Origin of the sequence: Mesorhizobium sp. C264A, from assembly GCF_040324515.1 — a bacterium.
Taxonomy (GTDB): domain Bacteria; phylum Pseudomonadota; class Alphaproteobacteria; order Rhizobiales; family Rhizobiaceae; genus Mesorhizobium.
This window is the reverse complement of record NZ_JAMYVY010000001.1, coordinates 1373576-1392135: the sequence shown is the minus strand read 5'-3', so window position 1 is coordinate 1392135 and position 18560 is coordinate 1373576. Positions and strand designations below refer to the sequence as shown.

Here is an 18560-nt window from a genome sequence, read left to right as displayed (position 1 = left end):
GGAGAACGATGATGACCAGGCACTTTACCGGCGGCTGCGCCTGCGGCGCGATCCGCTATGAGGCCAGCGGCGAGCCGATCTTTCAGAACCACTGCCAATGCCTCGATTGCCAAAAGCGCAGCGGTACTGGCCATTGTTCCTATGTGACCTTCGGCCGGCGCGCTGACGTAAAGATCACCGGCGAGCCGAGCACGTGGCGGATGATCGCCGACAGCGGCAATGAAAAAGCCCAGGCCTTTTGCCCGACCTGCGGCACGCCGGTCTACGTAACGTTCGTCGCCATGCCGGAGGTGACGGCTATCCAGGCCACGAGCCTCGATGATCCCGGCCAGTTCGACCCGCAGGCGGTCACCTACACCGTGCGCGGCCACGCCTGGGACACGATCGACCCAGCGCTTCAGCCATTCGAGCGAATGCCTGGATGAACCAGGCAGAGCCCTATCCCTCGGATAGGGCTCTGCGTTCAGCTCAGATCACCAGGCCCTTGGTCAGTTCCAGCGCCTGCCGCTCGAACAGGCGGCGGTAGATGCCGCCCTTCAGCCGGATCAGCTCGTCATGCGAGCCTTCCTCGACGATCTTGCCACGGTCGAACACGAGCAGCCTGTCCAGCGCCCGCACCGTCGACAGACGGTGCGCGATGACCAGCGTCGTGCGGCCAACCATCAGCCGCTCCATCGCCTGCTGGATCAGCACTTCCGATTCCGAATCGAGGCTCGATGTCGCCTCGTCCAGGATCAGGATGCGCGCATCCGCCAGGAAGGCGCGCGCGATCGCCACCCGCTGGCGCTCGCCGCCCGACAGTTTCACGCCGCGTTCACCGACCAGCGTGCCGTAGCCCTTCGGCAGGCCGGTGATGAAGTCGTGCGCGCTGGCGAGCTTGGCGGCATGCTCGATCTCGGCCTGCGTGGCGTCCGGACGGGCATAGGCGATGTTTTCCGCCAGCGAGCGGTGGAACAGGATGGGCTCCTGCTGGACGATGGCAATCTGCGCGCGCAGCGACGCCTGTGCAACCTGGGAGATGTCTTGGCCATCGATCAGGATCCTGCCGCCGCTGACATCATAGAGACGCTGGATCAGCTTCACGAAGGTCGTCTTGCCCGAGCCGGAATGGCCGACCAGTCCGACCCGCTCGCCCGCCGCTATCTCCACCGAAAAGTCGCGGTAGAGCGGCAAGCGATGGCTACCATAGTGGAAGGTGACGTTATCGAAGGCGATGTGGCCATGCGTGATCCGGATCGGCTTGGCGCCGGGCCGGTCCTCGACGCCGAGCGGTTGCGACTGGAAATCGACCAGTTCCTCCATGTCGTTGACCGAACGCTGCAAATTGCGGATATGCGTGCCGATGTCCCTGAGGTAGCCCTGCAGCACGAAGAACGAGGTCAGCACGAAGGCGACATCGCCCGCACTTGCCTGGCCCCAGGCCCACAGCATCAGCGACAGGCCGATTACTGCCGTCCGCAGCACCAGCAGCATGGCGCCTTGCGTCGTGCCCGTTGATGGTGCCGCGCGCCCAGGTGCGGCTGGTCCGCGCGCGCCATTTGGCGACGACCTTGGCAAGCCGCGTTTCCTCGCGCGTCTCGGCACCGAAACCCTTGACCACGGCATTGCAGCTCACGGCATCGGCAAGCGAGCCGCCAAGCCGCGTATCCCAGCTGTTGGCGAGCCGTGCCGCGGGCGCGACATAGCCGAGCGACAGCAGCGCCGTCACGGTGATGAACAGCAGCGAGCCGACTGCCACGACCAGCCCCATCAGCGGCCAGAACCAGCCGAGCAGCAACGTCGAGCCGACCAGCATGGCGACCGACGGCAGCAACGCAATCAGGATGGTGTCGTTGAGCAGGTCGAGAGCCCACATGCCGCGCGTGACCTTGCGCACCGTCGATCCGGCAAAGCTGTTGGCGTGCCAGTCGGTTGAGAAGCGCTGCACGCGATGGAACGCGTCGGCGGCGACGTCGGCCATCATCTTCAGCGTCAGCTCGACAATACCCATGAAAGCCAGGTTGCGCAGCACCACGCCGGTCAGCGCCAAAGCGATGAGCGCGGAGAACGCCGCCATTGCCGCATTCCACGCGACATCGTCAGCCAACGCACTGCTGGCGACGGCGTCGACCAGCCGGCCGGAATAGAGCGGCGTCAAGACGTCGGCCAGGGTCGACAGCAGGAAGCTGCCCATGATCAGCGAAAGCCGCCACGGCTGGCGCCGCCAGTGGCTGAGCGTGAAGCTAAGAACGCTGCGAAAGGCGCTTGCACGCAGATCGATTCGGAAACGAGCCATGTTGTCATCCGGGCGCAAATCTGCCCGGTCCCGGTAAGGTCTGAAATTGAAAACCGCGCTGGGCAATTCGCCCGGGGCTGCGGAGGTTCGGCATAGGTGGCGGCGCGCCCGATTTGCCGGGTGGCGACCGGCATCGGCAGAAGCCTGTGCTCGACCCGGCATCGGTGCGAAGGACAAACCTTCGCCGGACGCCAGGTGAGACCTAGGCTTCGCGGCCTCGCATTACCATGTGAAATACTGCCATTCGGACCTCCCGCAAGGCACTTGCGGAGCGGTCCTTATAGAGACGCCATGAAGGATCGCCAAGGCCGGGCACGTGGCAAAGCGTAACTGGTCCAACCAGTGAGGTTATCTTGCAACAACAGCCGGTCAACCCCCTCGCTATGCCTCATTCCGGGTTGCGATCGAGGCGCATGTAGCGGCCGTCGATCGATGCCTTGAAGCCCAGCTTCTCATAAAGGCCATGCGCGTCACTGGTCGACAGGCTCCAGTGCGAGACCGTGCTGAGTTCAGGGTGGTCGATGAGCGCCCGCACCAGTTGCGTGCCAATGCCTTGGCCGCGATGCTGCGGCCAGATGATGATGTCGGCGAGATAGGCAAACACCGTACGGTCGGTGATGGCCCGGCCAAAACCGACTTGGTTCCCATCGATATAGGCCGCGGTGCAGAACGAGTTGGCAAAGGCGCGGCGATGAAAGTCATCGCTGCGGCCGGCGCCCCAATAACTCGCCATCAACAGATCGGAGGTCGCCCGGAAATCGATCCGTGACATGTCGAAGCTGATTTCACAGTCGGGCATGGTGCCTCGCAAAGAATGGAGGGCGGCCGAATTCAGTCCGGCCGGTGATTTGGCTGCCCACGTGGCGCGCTTATGGCACCACGAGATAGGCCTTCTGGTCGGCGATCGCGATGGTCACGTCGGTGCCGGAATTGAACTCGACGAAATCGAGCTCCATCCCGTCGCTGAAGATGACGCCGCCCCTGCTCTGCCGCGAAGAAACCACCAGCGGCCGGTCGCGGGTGATGACGCCATGCACAAGCGACACGCCGGTCGTGTTGCTCGGAAACGGTTCGCGCACCGAAAAGAACAGCTGTTCGCCTTCGCGATCGTAGCCTTGCGGCGGCACGGTCGGCACGGAGTTGTCACCATAGGCCGCGGCCAGTCCCGCGGCGCCCGCCATCACGGAGCGCAGCCAGCCGGTGGAGCCGGCGCCCGTGGAGATGATAATGCCGCTCGACGACTGGCGCTCGGTCCTGCCGCCATAGGTCAATTCGTAGCGCGCCGAGACATGCGTCGAGGCGCCGACGAACAGATCGTTGAAGGCGATCAGCCGGCGTCCGTCATTGGAGCGCGCTTCGGCCATCACCACCGCCTGGCGCTTCGCCTTGCCGGCTATCGTCAGGCGGAGGACCTTTTCGGTATCGTCGGCATTCCACGGCAGCAGCACGCCGTCGAAAAGCGCCGGGTTCGGGTTGATGCCGATCAGCGGCTGGTACGGGAGGTACTTCGCGGTGTTGGACACCAGCCCGTCCTGACCGAGCGCGATCACCACGTCGGACCCGAATTCGAACTGCGGTACCAGTTCTCGGTCGAGCCGCAACTGTTTGAGGCCTTGGGGAAGCGAACCCATCACCCGGTCGAGCGCCTGGTGATAGACGTCATGCGCCGCCTTGACCGGGTCGAAATTCATGCCGGCCTGCCGGAGATAAAAGCGCGCCTGTCCCTGCGTGTTGAAGCGCGTCGTCAGCTCCTCCAGCTCGGTCTTGCGGGTGACGACGATCACCCGGTCGATCGGCCTGCCGCTCTGGTCGCTTGCCACCCGAGCTTGCCTTTCAGGACCCGGCTTTCGGAGTGGAAAGCTGGCTGAGCGCGCTGGTGAGCATATCAGGCGTGATCGACAGATTGCCGACCGAACCGCCCTTTTCCGCCCAGGCCTTGAAAGCCATCGCCGTCAGCACGTGCGCCGGCGCCGACGAATAGACGGTCAGTTCCAGCTGTTGGGCCTTGGCTTGCGCCTCGGCAAGCGTCAGCTTGTTGCGCGCCTCGGTATCGACCAGCAGCTTGTTGCGTTCGGCAAGCTCGATTTCGGTCGCCAGCTCGCTCTGCTTGATCTCGCGCTCCTTCTCCACGCCCCAGGCACGGCGCCCATAGATCGCGGCATCGGCCTGGCGCTGCAGCGCCTCGCGATATTCGGTCTGGAGCGCCTTGCGGATCTCCGGCGTCGGCTGGACCGAGGTGATGTGAACCTCCTCGATCGACAGGCCGGCGGTCGCGGCAATCGGATCGTTGCGCAGGAGTTCGGCGAGATTGCCACCGAGCTTGGTCACCTCGGCCAGCGCCTGTTCCAGCGTCATGCTCGAAACCACCGCGCGGGCGCGGCTCTGTATCGCAAGCACCAGGCGCTCGGCGATCTTCTCCCGGCCGTCGCCGACGACGTCGGCACGGCTGAGCTTGGCGCTGAAATCAAAACCTTCGGCTGCCTTGAGTGGATCGATGATGCGGTAGCTGACCGACCCCTGGATTGCCAGATCCTGAAAATTCGCCGTCGTCTCGGTGAAGATGAAGGGGTTATCGAGCGACGTCACCGGCACCATCGCTATCGTGGTGCCGAACGTGCCGTACCAGAAGGAGATGCCGCGCCCCTGCTCCCTGATCTTGCCGTTCTTGAAGCGCAGGATGTGATACTCAGGCGTTCCCTTGAAATAGCTGATAAACATGCGCCCCCAAGGTTTACCAATTCAATCAGATGTTTAGCCGCGATCCCTGAAACGGTTGGTGATGGGATAGCGGCGGTCGCGGCCAAAATTCTTCCGGGTGATCTTCACACCCGGCGCCGCTTGTCGGCGTTTGTACTCGGCAATGTAGAGCAAATGTTCGACGCGCGTCACCGTCGCCCGGTCGTGGCCGCGCGCGACGATGTCGTCGACGCCCATTTCGTTCTCGACCAGGCATTCCAGAATGTCGTCCAGCACCGGATAGGGCGGCAGCGAATCCTGGTCGGTCTGGTTCTCGCGCAATTCCGCCGACGGCGCCTTGTCGATGATATTCCTGGGGATCACCTCGCCTGAGGGACCGAGCGCGCCCGGCGGCACATGGCTGTTGCGCCAGCGCGACAGCGCATAGACCTGCATCTTGTAGAGGTCTTTTATCGGGTTGAAGCCGCCATTCATGTCGCCATAAAGCGTGGCGTAGCCCACCGACATCTCGCTCTTGTTGCCCGTGGTGACGACCATCGAGCCGAACTTGTTGGAGATCGCCATCAGGATCGTGCCGCGCGCGCGGCTCTGCAAATTTTCCTCGGTAATGCCTTCCTTGGTGCCCTCGAAAAGCTGCGTCAGCGTATGCAGAAAACCCTCGACCGGTTCGAAGATCGGCACGATGTCATAGCGGCAGCCAAGCGCACGGGCGCAATCCTCGGCATCCTTCAGCGAATCCTCCGAGGTATAGCGGTAGGGCATCATCACCGCCCGCAGCCGCTCCTCGCCGAGCGCATCGACGGCCAATGCGGCGCAGATCGCCGAATCGATGCCGCCGGAGAGACCCAGCACGACGTTCTTGAAGCCGTTCTTGTTGACGTAGTCGCGCAGGCCGAGCATGCAGGCGCGGTAGTCCGCCTCCTCGCGCTCGGGGATTTTCGACATCGGCCCTTCCGAGCAGACCCAGCCGTCAGAGTTTTCTGCATCTTGCGCGCCTGCGGCGACGCGGTTGCGCTTCCAGGTGGTGACATCGACAGTTTCCTCGAACTGGCTCATCTGGAAGGCGAGCGTCTTGTCGGCGCCGATGGCAAAAGAGGCGCCGTCGAAGATCAGCTCATCCTGGCCGCCAATCTGATTGGCATAGATCATCGGCAAACCGGTCTCGATGACCTGGCGGATAACGACCTGATGGCGCACGTCCATCTTGGCGCGGTAGTAGGGCGAGCCGTTCGGCACTAGCAGGATTTCCGCGCCGCTCTCGGCCAGGGTTTCACAGATGCCAACGTCGCCCCAGATGTCCTCGCAGATCGGAATTCCGATGCGCACACCGCGGAAATTGACGGGTCCCTGAGCCTCGGGCCCGGCCTGGAAGACGCGCTTCTCGTCGAACTCGCCATAGTTTGGCAAATCGAGCTTGTAGCGCTCGGCGAGGATCTTGCCGCCATCGGCGACGATGATCGAATTGTGGGTGCCGCTCTTGCGCTTCAGCGGCGTGCCGATGATGACGCCCGGCCCGCCATCGGAGGTATCCGCGGCGAAATCCTGAGCGGCCTTCTCGCAAACCTTGAGGAAGGCCGGCTTCAGCACCAGATCCTCCGGCGGATAACCGGCAAGGAAAAGCTCGGTGTAGAGCACGATGTCGGCGCCCTGGCGGGCGGCATCCGCCCTCGCCTCACGCGCCTTGGCAAGATTGCCGGCGACATCGCCGACCGTCGGGTTGAGCTGGGCAACGGCGATGCGCAGAATATCGGGTGCGGTCTTCTGGGTCATCTGTGCGGTTTAGCGCGGCAAATTTGCCCGAGCAATGGCGTTCGTTTGGACCAATTCGGTGATCAGTCGTCGCCCATATATTCGCGCAGCGATTGCGGCGAATGGTTCTCTCCGATCGACATCGCCAGAATGCGCGAAATGTGCCGGCGCGGCAGGCCGGTTTCTTGCGCCCATTTGTTGATCTGCGCCTGAATCCTGTCGAGATCCCTCTTCGACGTCGGACTTTCGGCGATGTCGAGGCCGGCGTCACGCAAAGCCGCGACCATATCGGCCGAGATGACGAAGGCGTCCCATTGCAGCCAGCGCAGGAAATACTGGCCGGTGTTGCCGCCAAGCCGGCTGCCATGCTTGCCGAGATACGCCATCAGCCCGACCTGGTCGTCGTCAGGCCACTCCGCGAGGAATTTGCCGAAACCGCCATGTTCCTTCGACACACGCTCAACGAAGGCGGCGTTGTCGCGGACGGATTTGATCTTCTGCGGGTTGCGCACAATGCGTTGATCAGCCGTCAGGTCGTGCCAGAAGTCATCAGGTTGAAACAACAGCCGTTTCGGCTGGAAATGGAGAAACGCGTCCTCGAACCCGGGCCATTTCTGTTCGATGACGCGCCAGACGAAGCCGGCGGCAAACACCCGCTCGGCCATCGTCGACAGGATACGATCGTCCGTAATTTCGGCAATCGCAGCATTGTCAGGCGCCGGCCCGAGCAGCGAGGTCAGCACCGCGTCGCCGCCTTTGCGTTTTGCAGCACGGGCGCGAATCTTCGCGAAATCGGGCATCCTGCATCCTCGCGCCGCGCTTTTGACGAAACGCCATCTTCCTATATGCAAACAAGGCTGCCAAGCCGACGCTTTTCCTATGGAGACATCCATGCACAAGACCGTGCCAGAACTTGCCAACCGCTGGTTGAGGCGAACGCCTGAAACCCTCAGCGAGCTCGAGCGGCGGGTGTTGCAGAGCACTGTCGACCGCAAGCCCATCTCGCAGGATATCAACGACAGCCTCACCGGCCTTGAGGGCGCCGGCGACCGGATCGCCGATGCCATTGCCCGCATCGGCGGCTCGTGGACGTTCATCCTGTCCTTCATTGCTTTCCTGGTGCTGTGGATCGGCGCCAATTGGTGGCTGCTCGGGCGAGACTCGTTCGACCCTACCCCTTCATCTTCCTCAACCTGGTGCTGTCGATGATCGCCGCCTTGCAGGCGCCGGTGATCATGATGTCGCAGAACCGACAGGCCGCGCGCGACCGCATCGACGCCGCGCATGACTATGAGGTCAACCTCAAGGCCGAGATCGAGATCATGGCTCTGCATGAAAAGCTGGACGAACTGCGCCACAGCCAGATCATCGGCGTGCGCGAGGACATCGCGCGCCTGGCCGAACAGGTGAACCGCATAGACGAAAAACTGTCGGGCCGGCAAACCTCTCAATGACCGGGATCGTCCATCACCTCATCGAGCAATATGGGTTGATCGCGGTTTTCCTGGGCTGTGTCGCCGAAGGCGAAAGTGCGGCCATCCTCGGCGGCTTCTTCGCCCATCAGCATGTCTTCATCCTCTGGAAGGCTTTCCTCACGGCCGCCATTGGCGCCTTCGTCGGCGACACGTTTTTCTTCATTCTCGGCCGCAGCTTTGCCGACCATCCCAGGGTGCTGAAACTGAAGGCGAGGCCCGGCTTCAACCACGCCTACCGTCTCGTCTCGTCCCATCCCAACATATTCGTCCTGTCCAACCGCTACATCTATGGCCTGCGCCTGGTCGGCGGCATCGCGGCCGGTTTCGCCAGCATTTCGGTAGCGCGCTTCGTTATCCTCAACGCGGTGTCGTCGCTGGTCTGGGCGGCTTTGTTCTGCGGCATCGGCTACGTCTTCGGCCTCGGCGCCGAGCAGATGATAGGCGAGGCACTGCTCCATCACGAACGGCTGCTGATCGCGCTTGCCATAGGTCTGGGTGTCGCCATCCTTGCCTGGCTCATCGCCCGCACCGTCGCCGGCAAGGAGCGCGCCAAGGACGCCCGCGACAGCGAAACCACATCGTAAGGTTCAGTCGTCGTCCTCGACCAGAGCCCGGTCGCCGCGATCGAGGATCAGCGGGATGATGAGATCTTCCTCGTCGGCCAGATGCCGCTTCAGCATGGCGATCAGCCGGCTGTTCTCGTCCGCATAGGCGTCGGCGGCGAAGCGCTGCCTGTCCTCGCTCTCCTCGAGCGTGCGGATGAAGGCGTTCGCCGTCTCGGCGTTGCGCTCCAGCCCCTCATGAATGGTGTGATGGTCGGCATCGAGGATTTCGAAGCCGCGCTTCAGGCGCGGCTCCGCCTTGGCGAAAGCCGGGAAATATTGGTAGTCCTCGACATTGTGGTGGCCGTCGAGATTGCCGAGAAAGTGGTTCAGCCGCGGCGCGAACCAGCGCGCGAAATCCGGCGCCGTCAGCCTGCCTTCGCGATAGTCGCCAATGCCGTTGGTGAGCATGCCGCCCAGCTCTCGGAACATGTCGTGCCGCTGCAGCCACATGTTTGCCATGCCGTGGATGTTGGCGTGGCCCTGCCATGTCTCGCGCGGATATTTTTCCGCCAGCCAGCGCAGGTCTTCCGGCAGGCCGGCTCTTTCAAGCAGCAGAAAATTGGCTTCCACGACGTCAGTCTCCTTTGGTGACTAACATATGGGAGCGTTCAGATCAGATCGGTAGTCCCGTGATGCGCTCGATGAGGGCGATTCCCCAGACGCCGGCGACGATAATAACCGAAATCAGCACCGCCAGCGAGCCGCAGTCCTTGGCGAGTTGGATGTCGACGTTGAACTCGCGACTGAAGGCATCGCAGGCTGCCTCGATGCCGGTGTTCAGCACTTCGACCATGATGAGCAGTAGCACCGCGCCGATCAACAGCGCGTAGCCGCGCCACGAGACCGAGACGAACCAGCCGAGCGGCAGCGCCAGCACCAGCAGCATCAGTTCCTGCTGAAATGCCCTTTCGCTGGCGGCGAGCTTGCGAAAGGCTCGCACAGAATTGAAGTAAGCACCGATCAGCCGCTGCATGCCGCATCCCCTTCGAATCACCGGCAGGGGATATCGCAATGGCTGGATCAAGGGAATAAGGCAGCCGCCGCAAAATCACTCCTCCGCAACCTTGATCGTCGGCGTCGACTTCTCGAACTGCGGCAGTCCATCGTCGATCGTATAGTAATCGCCCTTGTCGCCGACAAAGATGTGGCATTGGCCTTCGAGCCCGGTCGGGTTGTCGAATGATCCGGCCAGAACTGAGACATAGGCATCCTGACCCGGCTTCCAGAACAGCACCGAGCCGCAGATCTTGCAAAAGCCGCGCTTGGCAAAGGAAGACGATTCGTACCAGCTGATGTTGTCGGCGCCGGTTATCGTGATGTCGCCGTCGGCGACGTTGGTCGCGGCGTAAAAATGCCCGCTCTGCTTGCGGCACTGCGAACAGTGGCAATAAATGACGCCGCGCAACGGCCCTCGCGTCTGGAAACGCACGGCTCCACACAGGCAAGATCCGCTGTGGTTGTTGCTCATCCCTACCTCCACCAGCCATCGTCCACGGCTTCGCCGCTGGCCGAGAGGATTTCAGTTTTGCCGCAGCCGGGCACCGGCAAATGCGACATGGGGTGGGCGTGTTCGGACCTGACCTCAGGATCTTTGCAAACCATTTCTGCAGCCTGCGGTAGAACGGACGCGTTACCTGGCGGCACATTAAGGAAACTTTAGCGCCGGCGCATCTATGGTCGTTGCCAAGCGAATGTCGCGATTGGGGACGTGTCTTTCGCAGGATGATCCGAAATACGGCTGGCACTCTCCGGTCGGCGGCATCTCGCACGGTCTGCGATGGTTCCCAGAGGCAGAGTGAACAGAACATGCAGCCGGCAGCCGTCCAGACCGACCGAAACAGCGACATTGCAACAGCCGTTGTGGCGACCATGCGTCAGCTCGGCGTGCTTGGCCTGCCGCGCAATTACGAAATCTTCTACGAAGCACTGAAAAGCACCAATCGCGAACTCGGCCTGGCCGTCGTCGCGCTGGGCAACCAGCCGACGCAGGACGATCTCGACCGCATCGGCCGCGCTTTCTTTGCCCAGCATCACGGTCCCGGCATTGTCGAGCAGGCGCGCGACGTGCTGGCCAGGGAACTCGAGGACATCGCCTTGCTGCTGCGCAGCGAACGTAGCCATATCGAGAAATACGGCAAGATCCTCGATGAGACATCGAGTGGCCTCGCCAACCGCAGCCTGCTTTCGCAGGATCTGCTGCAGAAGGTCGCCAGCGCCATGGCGGCGGCCACCAACTCGACCCTCGACCACGGCAAGCAGGTTGCAACCACGCTGAGCGACAAGACGGCGGAACTGGAGAGCGTCAAGTCGAAGCTTGAGGAGTACAAGCGGCTCGCCGACACCGACCCCTTGACCCATATCTGGAACCGCCGCGCCTTCGACAAGCAAATCACGGCGATTTACACCTCCAACAAGGGGATCCTGTTCAACGCCCTGATCCTTGCCGACATCGACCATTTCAAGGGTGTCAACGATCGCTACGGCCACCCGGTCGGCGACAAGATCATCCAGATCGTCGCCGACATCTTCCAGACCAGCATCCGTGAAGACATGTTCGTTGCCCGCACCGGCGGCGAGGAATTCGCGCTGATCGTCGAGGGCGCCAGCGAGGATACCACTTACGAGATCGCCGAACGCATCCGCGTGCTGATCGAACAGACGCCGTTCACCAGCAGCCAGACCGGCGCCAATTACGGCACGGTGACCGTTTCCATGGGCATCTGCATGGCTTCCGAAGCGGAAAGCCCGGAGGATCTTTACACCAAGGCGGACCGGGCGCTCTACCGCTCCAAGGTTGGCGGGCGCAACCGCGTCACCCGGCACTCGACAATGGCCGGCCGCACTGGCAAGAACTGGCTGCTCTACAAGAAAGACTGACGCTTCGGCGTGCAGCCAATTCCCGGGCACAGGCAAATTTATCGGATCCCGCCTCTTTCCATATGAATTTCCGTGGACTATATTTTCCATGGAAAGAGAGAGGCCATGTCTGTTACACCACCCAATGCTGCCGCCCCTGATCTGACCGCGAAGGCGGCCGAAAACGCGGTTCTGACCAAGGCCACGCTGCGCGCCGCCGAACTCTTGGATATAACCGCCAGGGTGCTTGCGTCGATCATCGGCGTCTCGGAAGCCACGGTTTCACGCATGCGCAGGCAGGAATTCCTGCTGGAGCGCGGCACCAAGCCGTTCGAACTCGCGGTGCTGTTCGTGCGGCTGTTCCGTTCGCTCGATGCCATTGTCGGCGGTGACGAGACGATAGCCCGGGCATGGCTGAAGAACGCCAACACGGCTTTCGATGGCAGCCCGCTTGAAAAGATCCTCACCATTACCGGGCTTGTCGATGTCATTGCCTATCTGGACTCCCGACGCGCTCTCGTCTGAAGCCGTCCGGCTCGACGGCAAATACTGGCGCATGGTCGAGGCGCAGCACCGCGTCTCGACGCTTAAGATCGTCGACACGCTGGACGAACAGGCGCTGCTCGAGGATCTGATCGAGGAGACCAAGCCGCAAATCCCCATGGAATGCCGGCATCTCCACTACCTTCTGGCGACGCCGTTCCGCTACGGGTCGATCTATCCGTACGGCTCGCGCTTCCGCCGCGCCGGCCGCACCCTGGGCGTCTATTATGCGGCCGAGACAATCATGACCGCGGTCGCCGAAATGGCTTTCTACCGCCTGCTGTTCTTTGCCGATTCGCCCGACACGCCATGGCCGCACGACGCAGCCGAATACACCGCCTTCGCTGCCGCGATCCGCGCCGACAAAGCTGTCGACCTGACGCGGCCGCCGCTCGACCGCGACCAAGCCCAGTGGACGCATCCGACCGACTACGCCGCCTGCCAGGCGATTGCCGATGTCGCTCGCGAGGTCGGGCTGGAGGCGATCCGCTACCGCTCGGCGCGCGACCCGAAGGGCGTCAATGTGGCGCTGCTGACATGCCGCGGCTTTACCAAGGCCAAGCCGCTGGAGCCGCATACATGGCGCATCCGGCTGGGCTCCCTCGGCGTCCAGGCCATCTGCGAATTTCCGGAAAGGCGCATCGAGTTTTCCAGAACCGCCTTCGCCAATGATCCCCGGCTCAACGGATTGCGCTGGGAACGCGGGCGTTGATCTAAACGAAAAGCGCCGGATTTCTCCGGCGCTTTTCCACTTCAATCTGAAAACAGGTTCAGCCGTTAGCCACCTGCTTGTGCTGCACCGGATGGCTCTTCTTCAAGAGATCCGACACCAGGAACGCCAGCTCGATCGCCTGGTCGGCGTTGAGGCGCGGGTCGCAATGGGTGTGATAGCGGTCCTGCAGCTCCTCGGCGGTGATGGCGCGGGCGCCACCGGTGCATTCGGTGACGTTCTTGCCGGTCATCTCGACATGGATGCCGCCGGGATGCGTGCCTTCGGCGCGATGCACCTCGAAGAAGGTCTGCACTTCCTTGAGGATGCGGTCGAACGGCCGCGTCTTGTAGCCGGCGGCCTCGATGGTGTTGCCGTGCATCGGATCGGATGACCAGACGACGCTGCGGCCTTCCTTCTGCACCGCGCGCACCAGCTTCGGCAGATGGTCGGCGACCTTGTCGGAGCCGAAGCGGGCAATCAGCGTCAGCCGGCCCGGCTCGTTCTCCGGATTGAGCAGGTCGATCAGCTCCAGCAAACCATCCGGCGTCAGCGACGGACCGCATTTGAGGCCGAGCGGGTTCTTGATGCCGCGGCAATATTCGACATGCGCATGGTCGGGTTGGCGCGTGCGGTCGCCGATCCAGATCATGTGGCCCGACGTTGCGTACCAGTCGCCCGAGGTCGAATCGACGCGGGTCAGCGCCTCTTCATAGCCGAGCAGCAGCGCCTCGTGGCTGGTGTAGAAATCGGTCTCGCGCAGCGCGTAATTGGTTTCCGAGGTGATGCCGACGGCCTTCATGAAGTCCATCGTCTCGGTGATGCGGTTGGCGAGCTTGCCATACTTCTCGCCCTGCGGGCTGTCGGAGACGAAGCCCAGCATCCAGCGATGCACATTCTCCAGGCTGGCGTAGCCGCCTTGGGCGAAGGCACGCAGCAGGTTAAGCGTCGCCGCCGACTGGCGGTAGGCCATTTCCTGGCGGGCCGGGTCGGGAATACGCGACTTGGGGTCGAACTCGATGCCGTTGATGATGTCGCCGCGATAGCTCGGCAGCGTCACCTCGCCCTTGGTCTCATTGTCGGAGGAGCGCGGCTTGGCGAACTGGCCGGCGACACGGCCGACCTTCACCACCGGCTGCGCGCCGGCGAAGGTCAGCACCACCGACATCTGCAGGAAGACGCGGAAGAAGTCGCGGATGTTGTCCGCGCCATGTTCGGCGAAACTCTCGGCGCAATCGCCGCCCTGCAGAAGGAATGCGTCACCGGCAGCGACAGCTGCAAGTTGCTTCTTCAGCTTGCGCGCCTCACCGGCAAAAACCAGCGGCGGAAAGGTGGAAAGCTGGGCTTCCGTGTTCTTCAGCGCGGCAAGATCCGGATAGGTGGGAACCTGCTTGATCGGCTTTGCTCTCCAAGAATTCGGCGACCATTTCGTCATCGCTGCACCCAAACGCTCTTTCCAGCAGGCTTTTGCCCGCCATTCCCGCCCCATATGGGGATGGCGGCTCCATACACGAAGCCGATTTCCTATTCTAGACCGGAATTCAAGCGCTGGCGAATGGTAGCCGGCGGGCTATGCGGCCTTCTCCACCAGCCGCGCCAACTGCGTCATGACGACAGCCGAGCCCGCCAGGCGCTTTTCCGCCGTCGGCCAGTCGCGGATGAAGACCACGCTGTGGTCGGCCCTGATCTTGGCCAGCGAGCCCTGTTCGCCGATGTACTTGACCAGCCCGACCGGGTTGGAAAACTCGCGCTTGCGGAAATGGATGACGACGCCCTTGGGGCCGGCATCGAGCTTTTCGACATTGGCCCTGCGGCAGAGCGCCTTGATGAAGACGATCTTGAGAAGATGTTTCACTTCCTCCGGCAGCGGACCGAAACGATCGATCAGCTCGGCGCCAAAGGCGTCGATTTCCTCCGTGTTTTCGAGATCGCCAAGGCGGCGGTAAAGCGCCAGCCTGAGCTGCAGGTCCGGCACGTAGCTTTCCGGGATCATGACCGCCGTACCGACGGCGATCTGCGGCGACCAGCCGCCATCCTGCACCTCGCCGGAATCCTTCACCTCGGCCACCGCCTCCTCCAGCATCTGCTGGTAGAGCTCGAATCCGACCTCCTTGATATGACCGGATTGCTCTTCGCCCAGAAGGTTGCCGGCGCCACGGATGTCGAGGTCGTGGCTGGCGAGCTGGAAGCCCGCGCCAAGCGTGTCCAGCGACTGCAGCACCTTCAGCCGGCGCTCGGCCGTGTCGGTGAGCTTGCGGTTCGCCGGCAGCGTGAACAACGCATATGCCCGCACCTTGGAACGGCCGACGCGGCCGCGCAGCTGGTAGAGCTGCGACAGGCCGAACATATCGGCGCGATGGATGATCAGCGTGTTAGCGGTCGGAATGTCGAGCCCGGATTCGACGATGGTGGTCGACAACAGCACGTCGTACTGGCCGTCATAGAAGGCGTTCATGATGTCGTCGAGTTCGCCCGGCGGCATCTGGCCATGGGCCACCGCCACCTTCAGCTCGGGGACGGATTCGCGCAGGAAATCATGGATTTCGGCGAGATCGCTGATGCGCGGAACGACATAGAAGGAATGGCCGCCGCGGTAGCGTTCGCGCAGAAGCGTCTCGCGGATGACCAGCGGGTCGAAAGGCGAGATGAAGGTGCGCACCGCCATTCGGTCGACCGGCGGCGTGGCGATCAGCGACAGTTCGCGCACGCCGGTCAAGGCAAGCTGCAGCGTGCGCGGGATCGGCGTCGCCGACAGCGTCAGCACGTGGACATCGGTCTTGAGGTCCTTCAGCCGTTCCTTGTGCTTGACGCCAAAATGCTGCTCCTCGTCGATGATCAGCAGGCCGAGATTCTTGAACGAGATCGCCGACCCGAGCAGTGCATGGGTGCCGATGACGATGTCGACCTGCCCCTCGGCGATGGCTTTCTTGGTTTCCGCCAGTTCCTTGGCGCCGACCAGCCGCGAGGCCTGGCCGACGCGGATCGGCAGGCCGGAGAAGCGCTGCGAAAAGGTCTTGAAATGCTGGCGCGACAACAGCGTCGTCGGCACCACGACCGCGACCTGGAACCCTTCCATCGCCGCGATGAAGGCGGCGCGCAACGCCACTTCGGTCTTGCCGAAGCCGACATCGCCGCAGATCAGCCGGTCCATCGGCTTGCCGGCGCCGAGATCGTCCACGACGGCATCGATCGCGCCCTGCTGGTCGTCGGTCTCCTCATAGGGAAAGCGCGCCGAGAATTCGCCGTAAAGCCCTTCCGCCGGCACCATGGGCGGCGCGGTACGCATCTGGCGCTCGGCGGCAATGCGGATCAGCTGTCCGGCCATGTCGAGCAGGCGCTTCTTCAGCCGCGCCTTGCGCGACTGCCAGGCGCCGCCGCCGAGCTTGTCCAGCGTCGCCTCGGCTGTGTCAGAGCCGTAGCGCGACAGAAGCTCGATGTTTTCCACCGGCAGGAACAGCCGGTCGTCGCCGGCATAGTGGATTTCCAGGCAGTCATGCGGCGCACCGACCGCCTCGATGGTGCGCAGGCCGATGAAGCGGCCAATGCCGTGATCGGCGTGGACGACGATGTCGCCGGCCGACAGCGACGAGGCCTCGGCGATGAAATCCGACGCGCGCTTCTTGCGCTTCGAGCGGCGGATCAGCCGGTCGCCCAGAATGTCCTGCTCGGCGACGACAACCAGCTGTTCGGTCTCGAAGCCGGATTCCAGCGGCAGCACGGCGAGTGCCGCCTGCCCCGGCTCGAGCTTTTCCGCCTCGGCCAGCGTCGCCACCGGCACGAGATTGCCGAGATGGTGCTCGGCCAGGATCTGGCCCAACCGGTCGAGCGAGCCTTCGGTCCAGCCGGCGACGATGACCCGGCGGCGCGCCGCGCGCTCGTCGGCGATGTGTTTTACGACGACATCGAAGACGTTGATGTTTGGGTCAGCCCGTTCCTCGGCAAAGCTGCGGCCATGGCGCGAGCCGCCATGGAAGACCTTCTTGGCCCCGACATCGGGCGCGTCGAAGGCGGTGAAGTCGATGGCTTCGCGCGGTCCGAGCGACGCTACGAGGTTTTCCGGTGAGAGATAGAGCAGGTCCGGCGCCACCGGCTTGTAGGGCACGGCGTCCTTCAAGGCGGCGTCGGCCTGTTTGCGGCGCGCTTCGTAGTGGTCGAGGATCAGCGTGTGACGCTCAGCCAGCGCTTCGTGCGCCAGATGGTCGAAGATGACAGGCGCATCCGGCAGATAATCAAACACTGTCTCCAGCCGCTCGTAGAACAGCGGCAGCCAGTGCTCCATGCCGGCAAAGCGCCGCCCTTCGCTCACCGCCGCATAAAGGCCGTCGTCGCGCTGCGGCGCGCCAAAGGCTTCGATATAGGAGCGGCGGAAGCGGCTGATGGTTTCGGGGGTCAGCGCCACTTCACTCATCGCCTGCAGCGCCATCGACTTGCGCTGGCCGGTGGTGCGCTGCGTGGCGGCGTCGAAGACGCGGATCGATTCCAGCGTGTCGCCGAAGAAATCGAGCCGCAGTGCTTCCGTCCAGCCGGGTGCGTAGAGGTCGAGGATGCCGCCGCGCACGGCGAATTCGCCGATACCGCGCACCGTCGGCACTCGCTCGAAGCCGGAAATCTCCAGCCGGGACACCAGCGCGTTCATGTCGATCTGGTTGCCGGGCTTTGCGTGGAAAGTCTGCGCTTCGACCAGATCGGCCGGCGGAATGCGCTGCAGCAGCGCATTGGCAGTGGTCAGGATGACCGCGCGATGCGGCTTTTTTGCCAGCGCGATCATCGCCGTCAGGGCATCGAGCCGCTTGGCGGCGGCATCGGAGCCTGGCGAAACGCGGTCATAGGGCAGGCAATCCCAGGCCGGCAACTCCAGCACCGGCAGGCCGGGGGCGGCAAAGGTCAGCGCCTCGATGATCGACGGCAGGCGCTGGCCGTCGCGCGCCACGAACAGCACCGGTTTGTCAGGCGCAATCTCATGGATCGCCTGCACCAGCGCAAAGGCTTCGTAGCCATCGGCAACGCCGTCGACGATGAACTGGCCGGCACGGCCTTTCGGCAGACCGATTTTGGGAATGAGGCTCATGGTTGCACGTTTAAAATGTCATGGTCCGGCGCGATGCCAGGATCTTTTGCAGGACGGCACAGTCGATATTCCTGGGAACCGGGCGTTCGCCGGTGACCATGGGCAGGAATTCGGTGTCGGGAATGTCGAGCAGCCTTTCATATTGGTCGATTTCATCGCCGGTCAAGGCGCCGATCTCGTTGTCGGCAAACGTACCGAGGATAAGGTCCATCTCGCGCATCCCGCGATGCCAGGAGCGGAACAACAGCTTGCGGCGCCTGATATCCAGCCCCTCGCTTGATCGTTTCGTCCCGGTCATCGTGCCGCATCCTTGTTTGGTGCGGCGCATATAGCGTGGATAGAGGGCGGTGTCAGCCTTGCAACGCACGGGTGGGCGGCTAAACATCCCGGGTGTGAAGAACACTCCTGACAACGCTGGTGCCGGACACCGCCCGCACTTCACCCTCCCCCTTGTGGGGAGGGTCGGCGAGCACGCTTCGCAAAGCGAAGCGAGTGAGACGGGGTGGGGGTGCGGCGCTGACCTACCGACTTCCTCGAAAGTTAGACGCGCACCTACCCCACCCCGCTCCGCTTCGCGGATCGA

16 protein-coding genes and 2 pseudogenes are annotated in these 18560 nt (G+C 63.1%); 6 read left to right on the top strand and 12 right to left on the bottom strand.

Annotated elements, in window-relative coordinates:
* Positions 1–11 precede the first annotated feature (11 nt).
* Positions 12–425 (top strand): GFA family protein, encoded by a 414-nt coding sequence (locus tag NKL04_RS06715; protein WP_023695410.1) that lies wholly within the window; start codon positions 12–14, stop codon positions 423–425.
* A 43-nt stretch (positions 426–468) separates the two neighbouring features.
* Here NKL04_RS06715 and NKL04_RS06710 read toward each other — a convergent pair.
* The 6 genes and pseudogenes from NKL04_RS06710 to NKL04_RS06685 all read right to left on the bottom strand — a co-directional run bounded on the left by NKL04_RS06710 (position 469) and on the right by NKL04_RS06685 (position 7521).
* Positions 469–2275: pseudogene (locus NKL04_RS06710) on the bottom strand (ABC transporter ATP-binding protein).
* Between the two features lie 388 nt (positions 2276–2663).
* On the bottom strand, positions 2664–3074 hold the full coding sequence (locus NKL04_RS06705; RefSeq protein WP_023701169.1) for a GNAT family N-acetyltransferase: 411 nt from the start codon (positions 3072–3074) through the stop codon (positions 2664–2666).
* 70 nt (positions 3075–3144) lie between these two features.
* Positions 3145–4095, bottom strand: a complete 951-nt coding sequence (locus NKL04_RS06700) for a diacylglycerol kinase catalytic domain-containing protein (protein ID WP_196813700.1) — start codon at positions 4093–4095, stop codon at positions 3145–3147.
* Between the two features lie 13 nt (positions 4096–4108).
* Positions 4109–4993: an SPFH domain-containing protein gene (locus NKL04_RS06695; protein ID WP_023701171.1), complete on the bottom strand. Its 885-nt coding sequence runs from the start codon at positions 4991–4993 to the stop codon at positions 4109–4111.
* 33 nt (positions 4994–5026) lie between these two features.
* On the bottom strand, positions 5027–6742 hold the full coding sequence (locus NKL04_RS06690) for an NAD+ synthase (RefSeq protein ID WP_023701172.1): 1716 nt from the start codon (positions 6740–6742) through the stop codon (positions 5027–5029).
* A 62-nt stretch (positions 6743–6804) separates the two neighbouring features.
* Positions 6805–7521 carry a DNA-3-methyladenine glycosylase I gene (locus NKL04_RS06685; protein WP_023701173.1) on the bottom strand — a complete coding sequence of 239 codons (717 nt, stop codon included), beginning with the start codon at positions 7519–7521 and terminating at the stop codon, positions 6805–6807.
* A 91-nt stretch (positions 7522–7612) separates the two neighbouring features.
* Between NKL04_RS06685 and NKL04_RS06680 the strand changes: the two are divergent.
* A pseudogene (locus NKL04_RS06680) lies at positions 7613–8175 on the top strand (DUF1003 domain-containing protein).
* Positions 8172–8780 (top strand): DedA family protein, encoded by a 609-nt coding sequence (locus tag NKL04_RS06675; protein ID WP_023701174.1) that lies wholly within the window; start codon positions 8172–8174, stop codon positions 8778–8780. Before NKL04_RS06680 ends, NKL04_RS06675 begins: the two are co-directional and overlap by 4 nt.
* A gap of 3 nt (positions 8781–8783) precedes the next feature.
* On the opposite strand, the gene NKL04_RS06670 is transcribed toward NKL04_RS06675, so the two are convergent.
* From NKL04_RS06670 to NKL04_RS06660, 3 genes are all read right to left on the bottom strand, one after another.
* Entirely contained in the window at positions 8784–9371 is a 588-nt protein-coding gene (locus tag NKL04_RS06670) for a hemerythrin domain-containing protein (RefSeq protein ID WP_023667553.1), read from the bottom strand.
* A 43-nt stretch (positions 9372–9414) separates the two neighbouring features.
* Entirely contained in the window at positions 9415–9774 is a 360-nt protein-coding gene (locus NKL04_RS06665; RefSeq protein ID WP_023681553.1) for a diacylglycerol kinase, read from the bottom strand.
* A 75-nt stretch (positions 9775–9849) separates the two neighbouring features.
* Positions 9850–10269: a GFA family protein gene (locus NKL04_RS06660; protein ID WP_023667555.1), complete on the bottom strand. Its 420-nt coding sequence runs from the start codon at positions 10267–10269 to the stop codon at positions 9850–9852.
* Between the two features lie 338 nt (positions 10270–10607).
* Here NKL04_RS06660 and NKL04_RS06655 point away from each other — a divergent pair, with 338 nt between their 5' ends.
* From NKL04_RS06655 to NKL04_RS06645, 3 genes are all read left to right on the top strand, one after another.
* Positions 10608–11678 (top strand): GGDEF domain-containing protein, encoded by a 1071-nt coding sequence (locus NKL04_RS06655; protein WP_023701175.1) that lies wholly within the window; start codon positions 10608–10610, stop codon positions 11676–11678.
* 105 nt (positions 11679–11783) lie between these two features.
* Positions 11784–12182 (top strand): MbcA/ParS/Xre antitoxin family protein, encoded by a 399-nt coding sequence (locus tag NKL04_RS06650; protein WP_023701176.1) that lies wholly within the window; start codon positions 11784–11786, stop codon positions 12180–12182.
* The gene (locus NKL04_RS06645; RefSeq protein WP_023701177.1) at positions 12142–12912 is read left to right on the top strand and encodes an RES family NAD+ phosphorylase; all 771 of its coding nucleotides are present in this window, start codon (positions 12142–12144) and stop codon (positions 12910–12912) included. The genes NKL04_RS06650 and NKL04_RS06645 overlap by 41 nt, the downstream gene beginning before the upstream one ends.
* 58 nt (positions 12913–12970) lie before the next feature.
* Here NKL04_RS06645 and NKL04_RS06640 read toward each other — a convergent pair whose 3' ends face one another.
* The 3 genes from NKL04_RS06640 to NKL04_RS06630 form a co-directional block, all read right to left on the bottom strand.
* A complete protein-coding gene (locus tag NKL04_RS06640; protein WP_023701178.1) occupies positions 12971–14344 on the bottom strand; it encodes a class II 3-deoxy-7-phosphoheptulonate synthase in 1374 nt (457 codons plus the stop codon).
* Between the two features lie 135 nt (positions 14345–14479).
* Positions 14480–17977 (bottom strand): transcription-repair coupling factor, encoded by a 3498-nt coding sequence (mfd, locus tag NKL04_RS06635; RefSeq protein ID WP_023701179.1) that lies wholly within the window; start codon positions 17975–17977, stop codon positions 14480–14482.
* A gap of 10 nt (positions 17978–17987) precedes the next feature.
* On the bottom strand, positions 17988–18275 hold the full coding sequence (locus NKL04_RS06630) for an FAD assembly factor SdhE (RefSeq protein ID WP_023681561.1): 288 nt from the start codon (positions 18273–18275) through the stop codon (positions 17988–17990).
* Positions 18276–18560 lie beyond the last annotated feature (285 nt).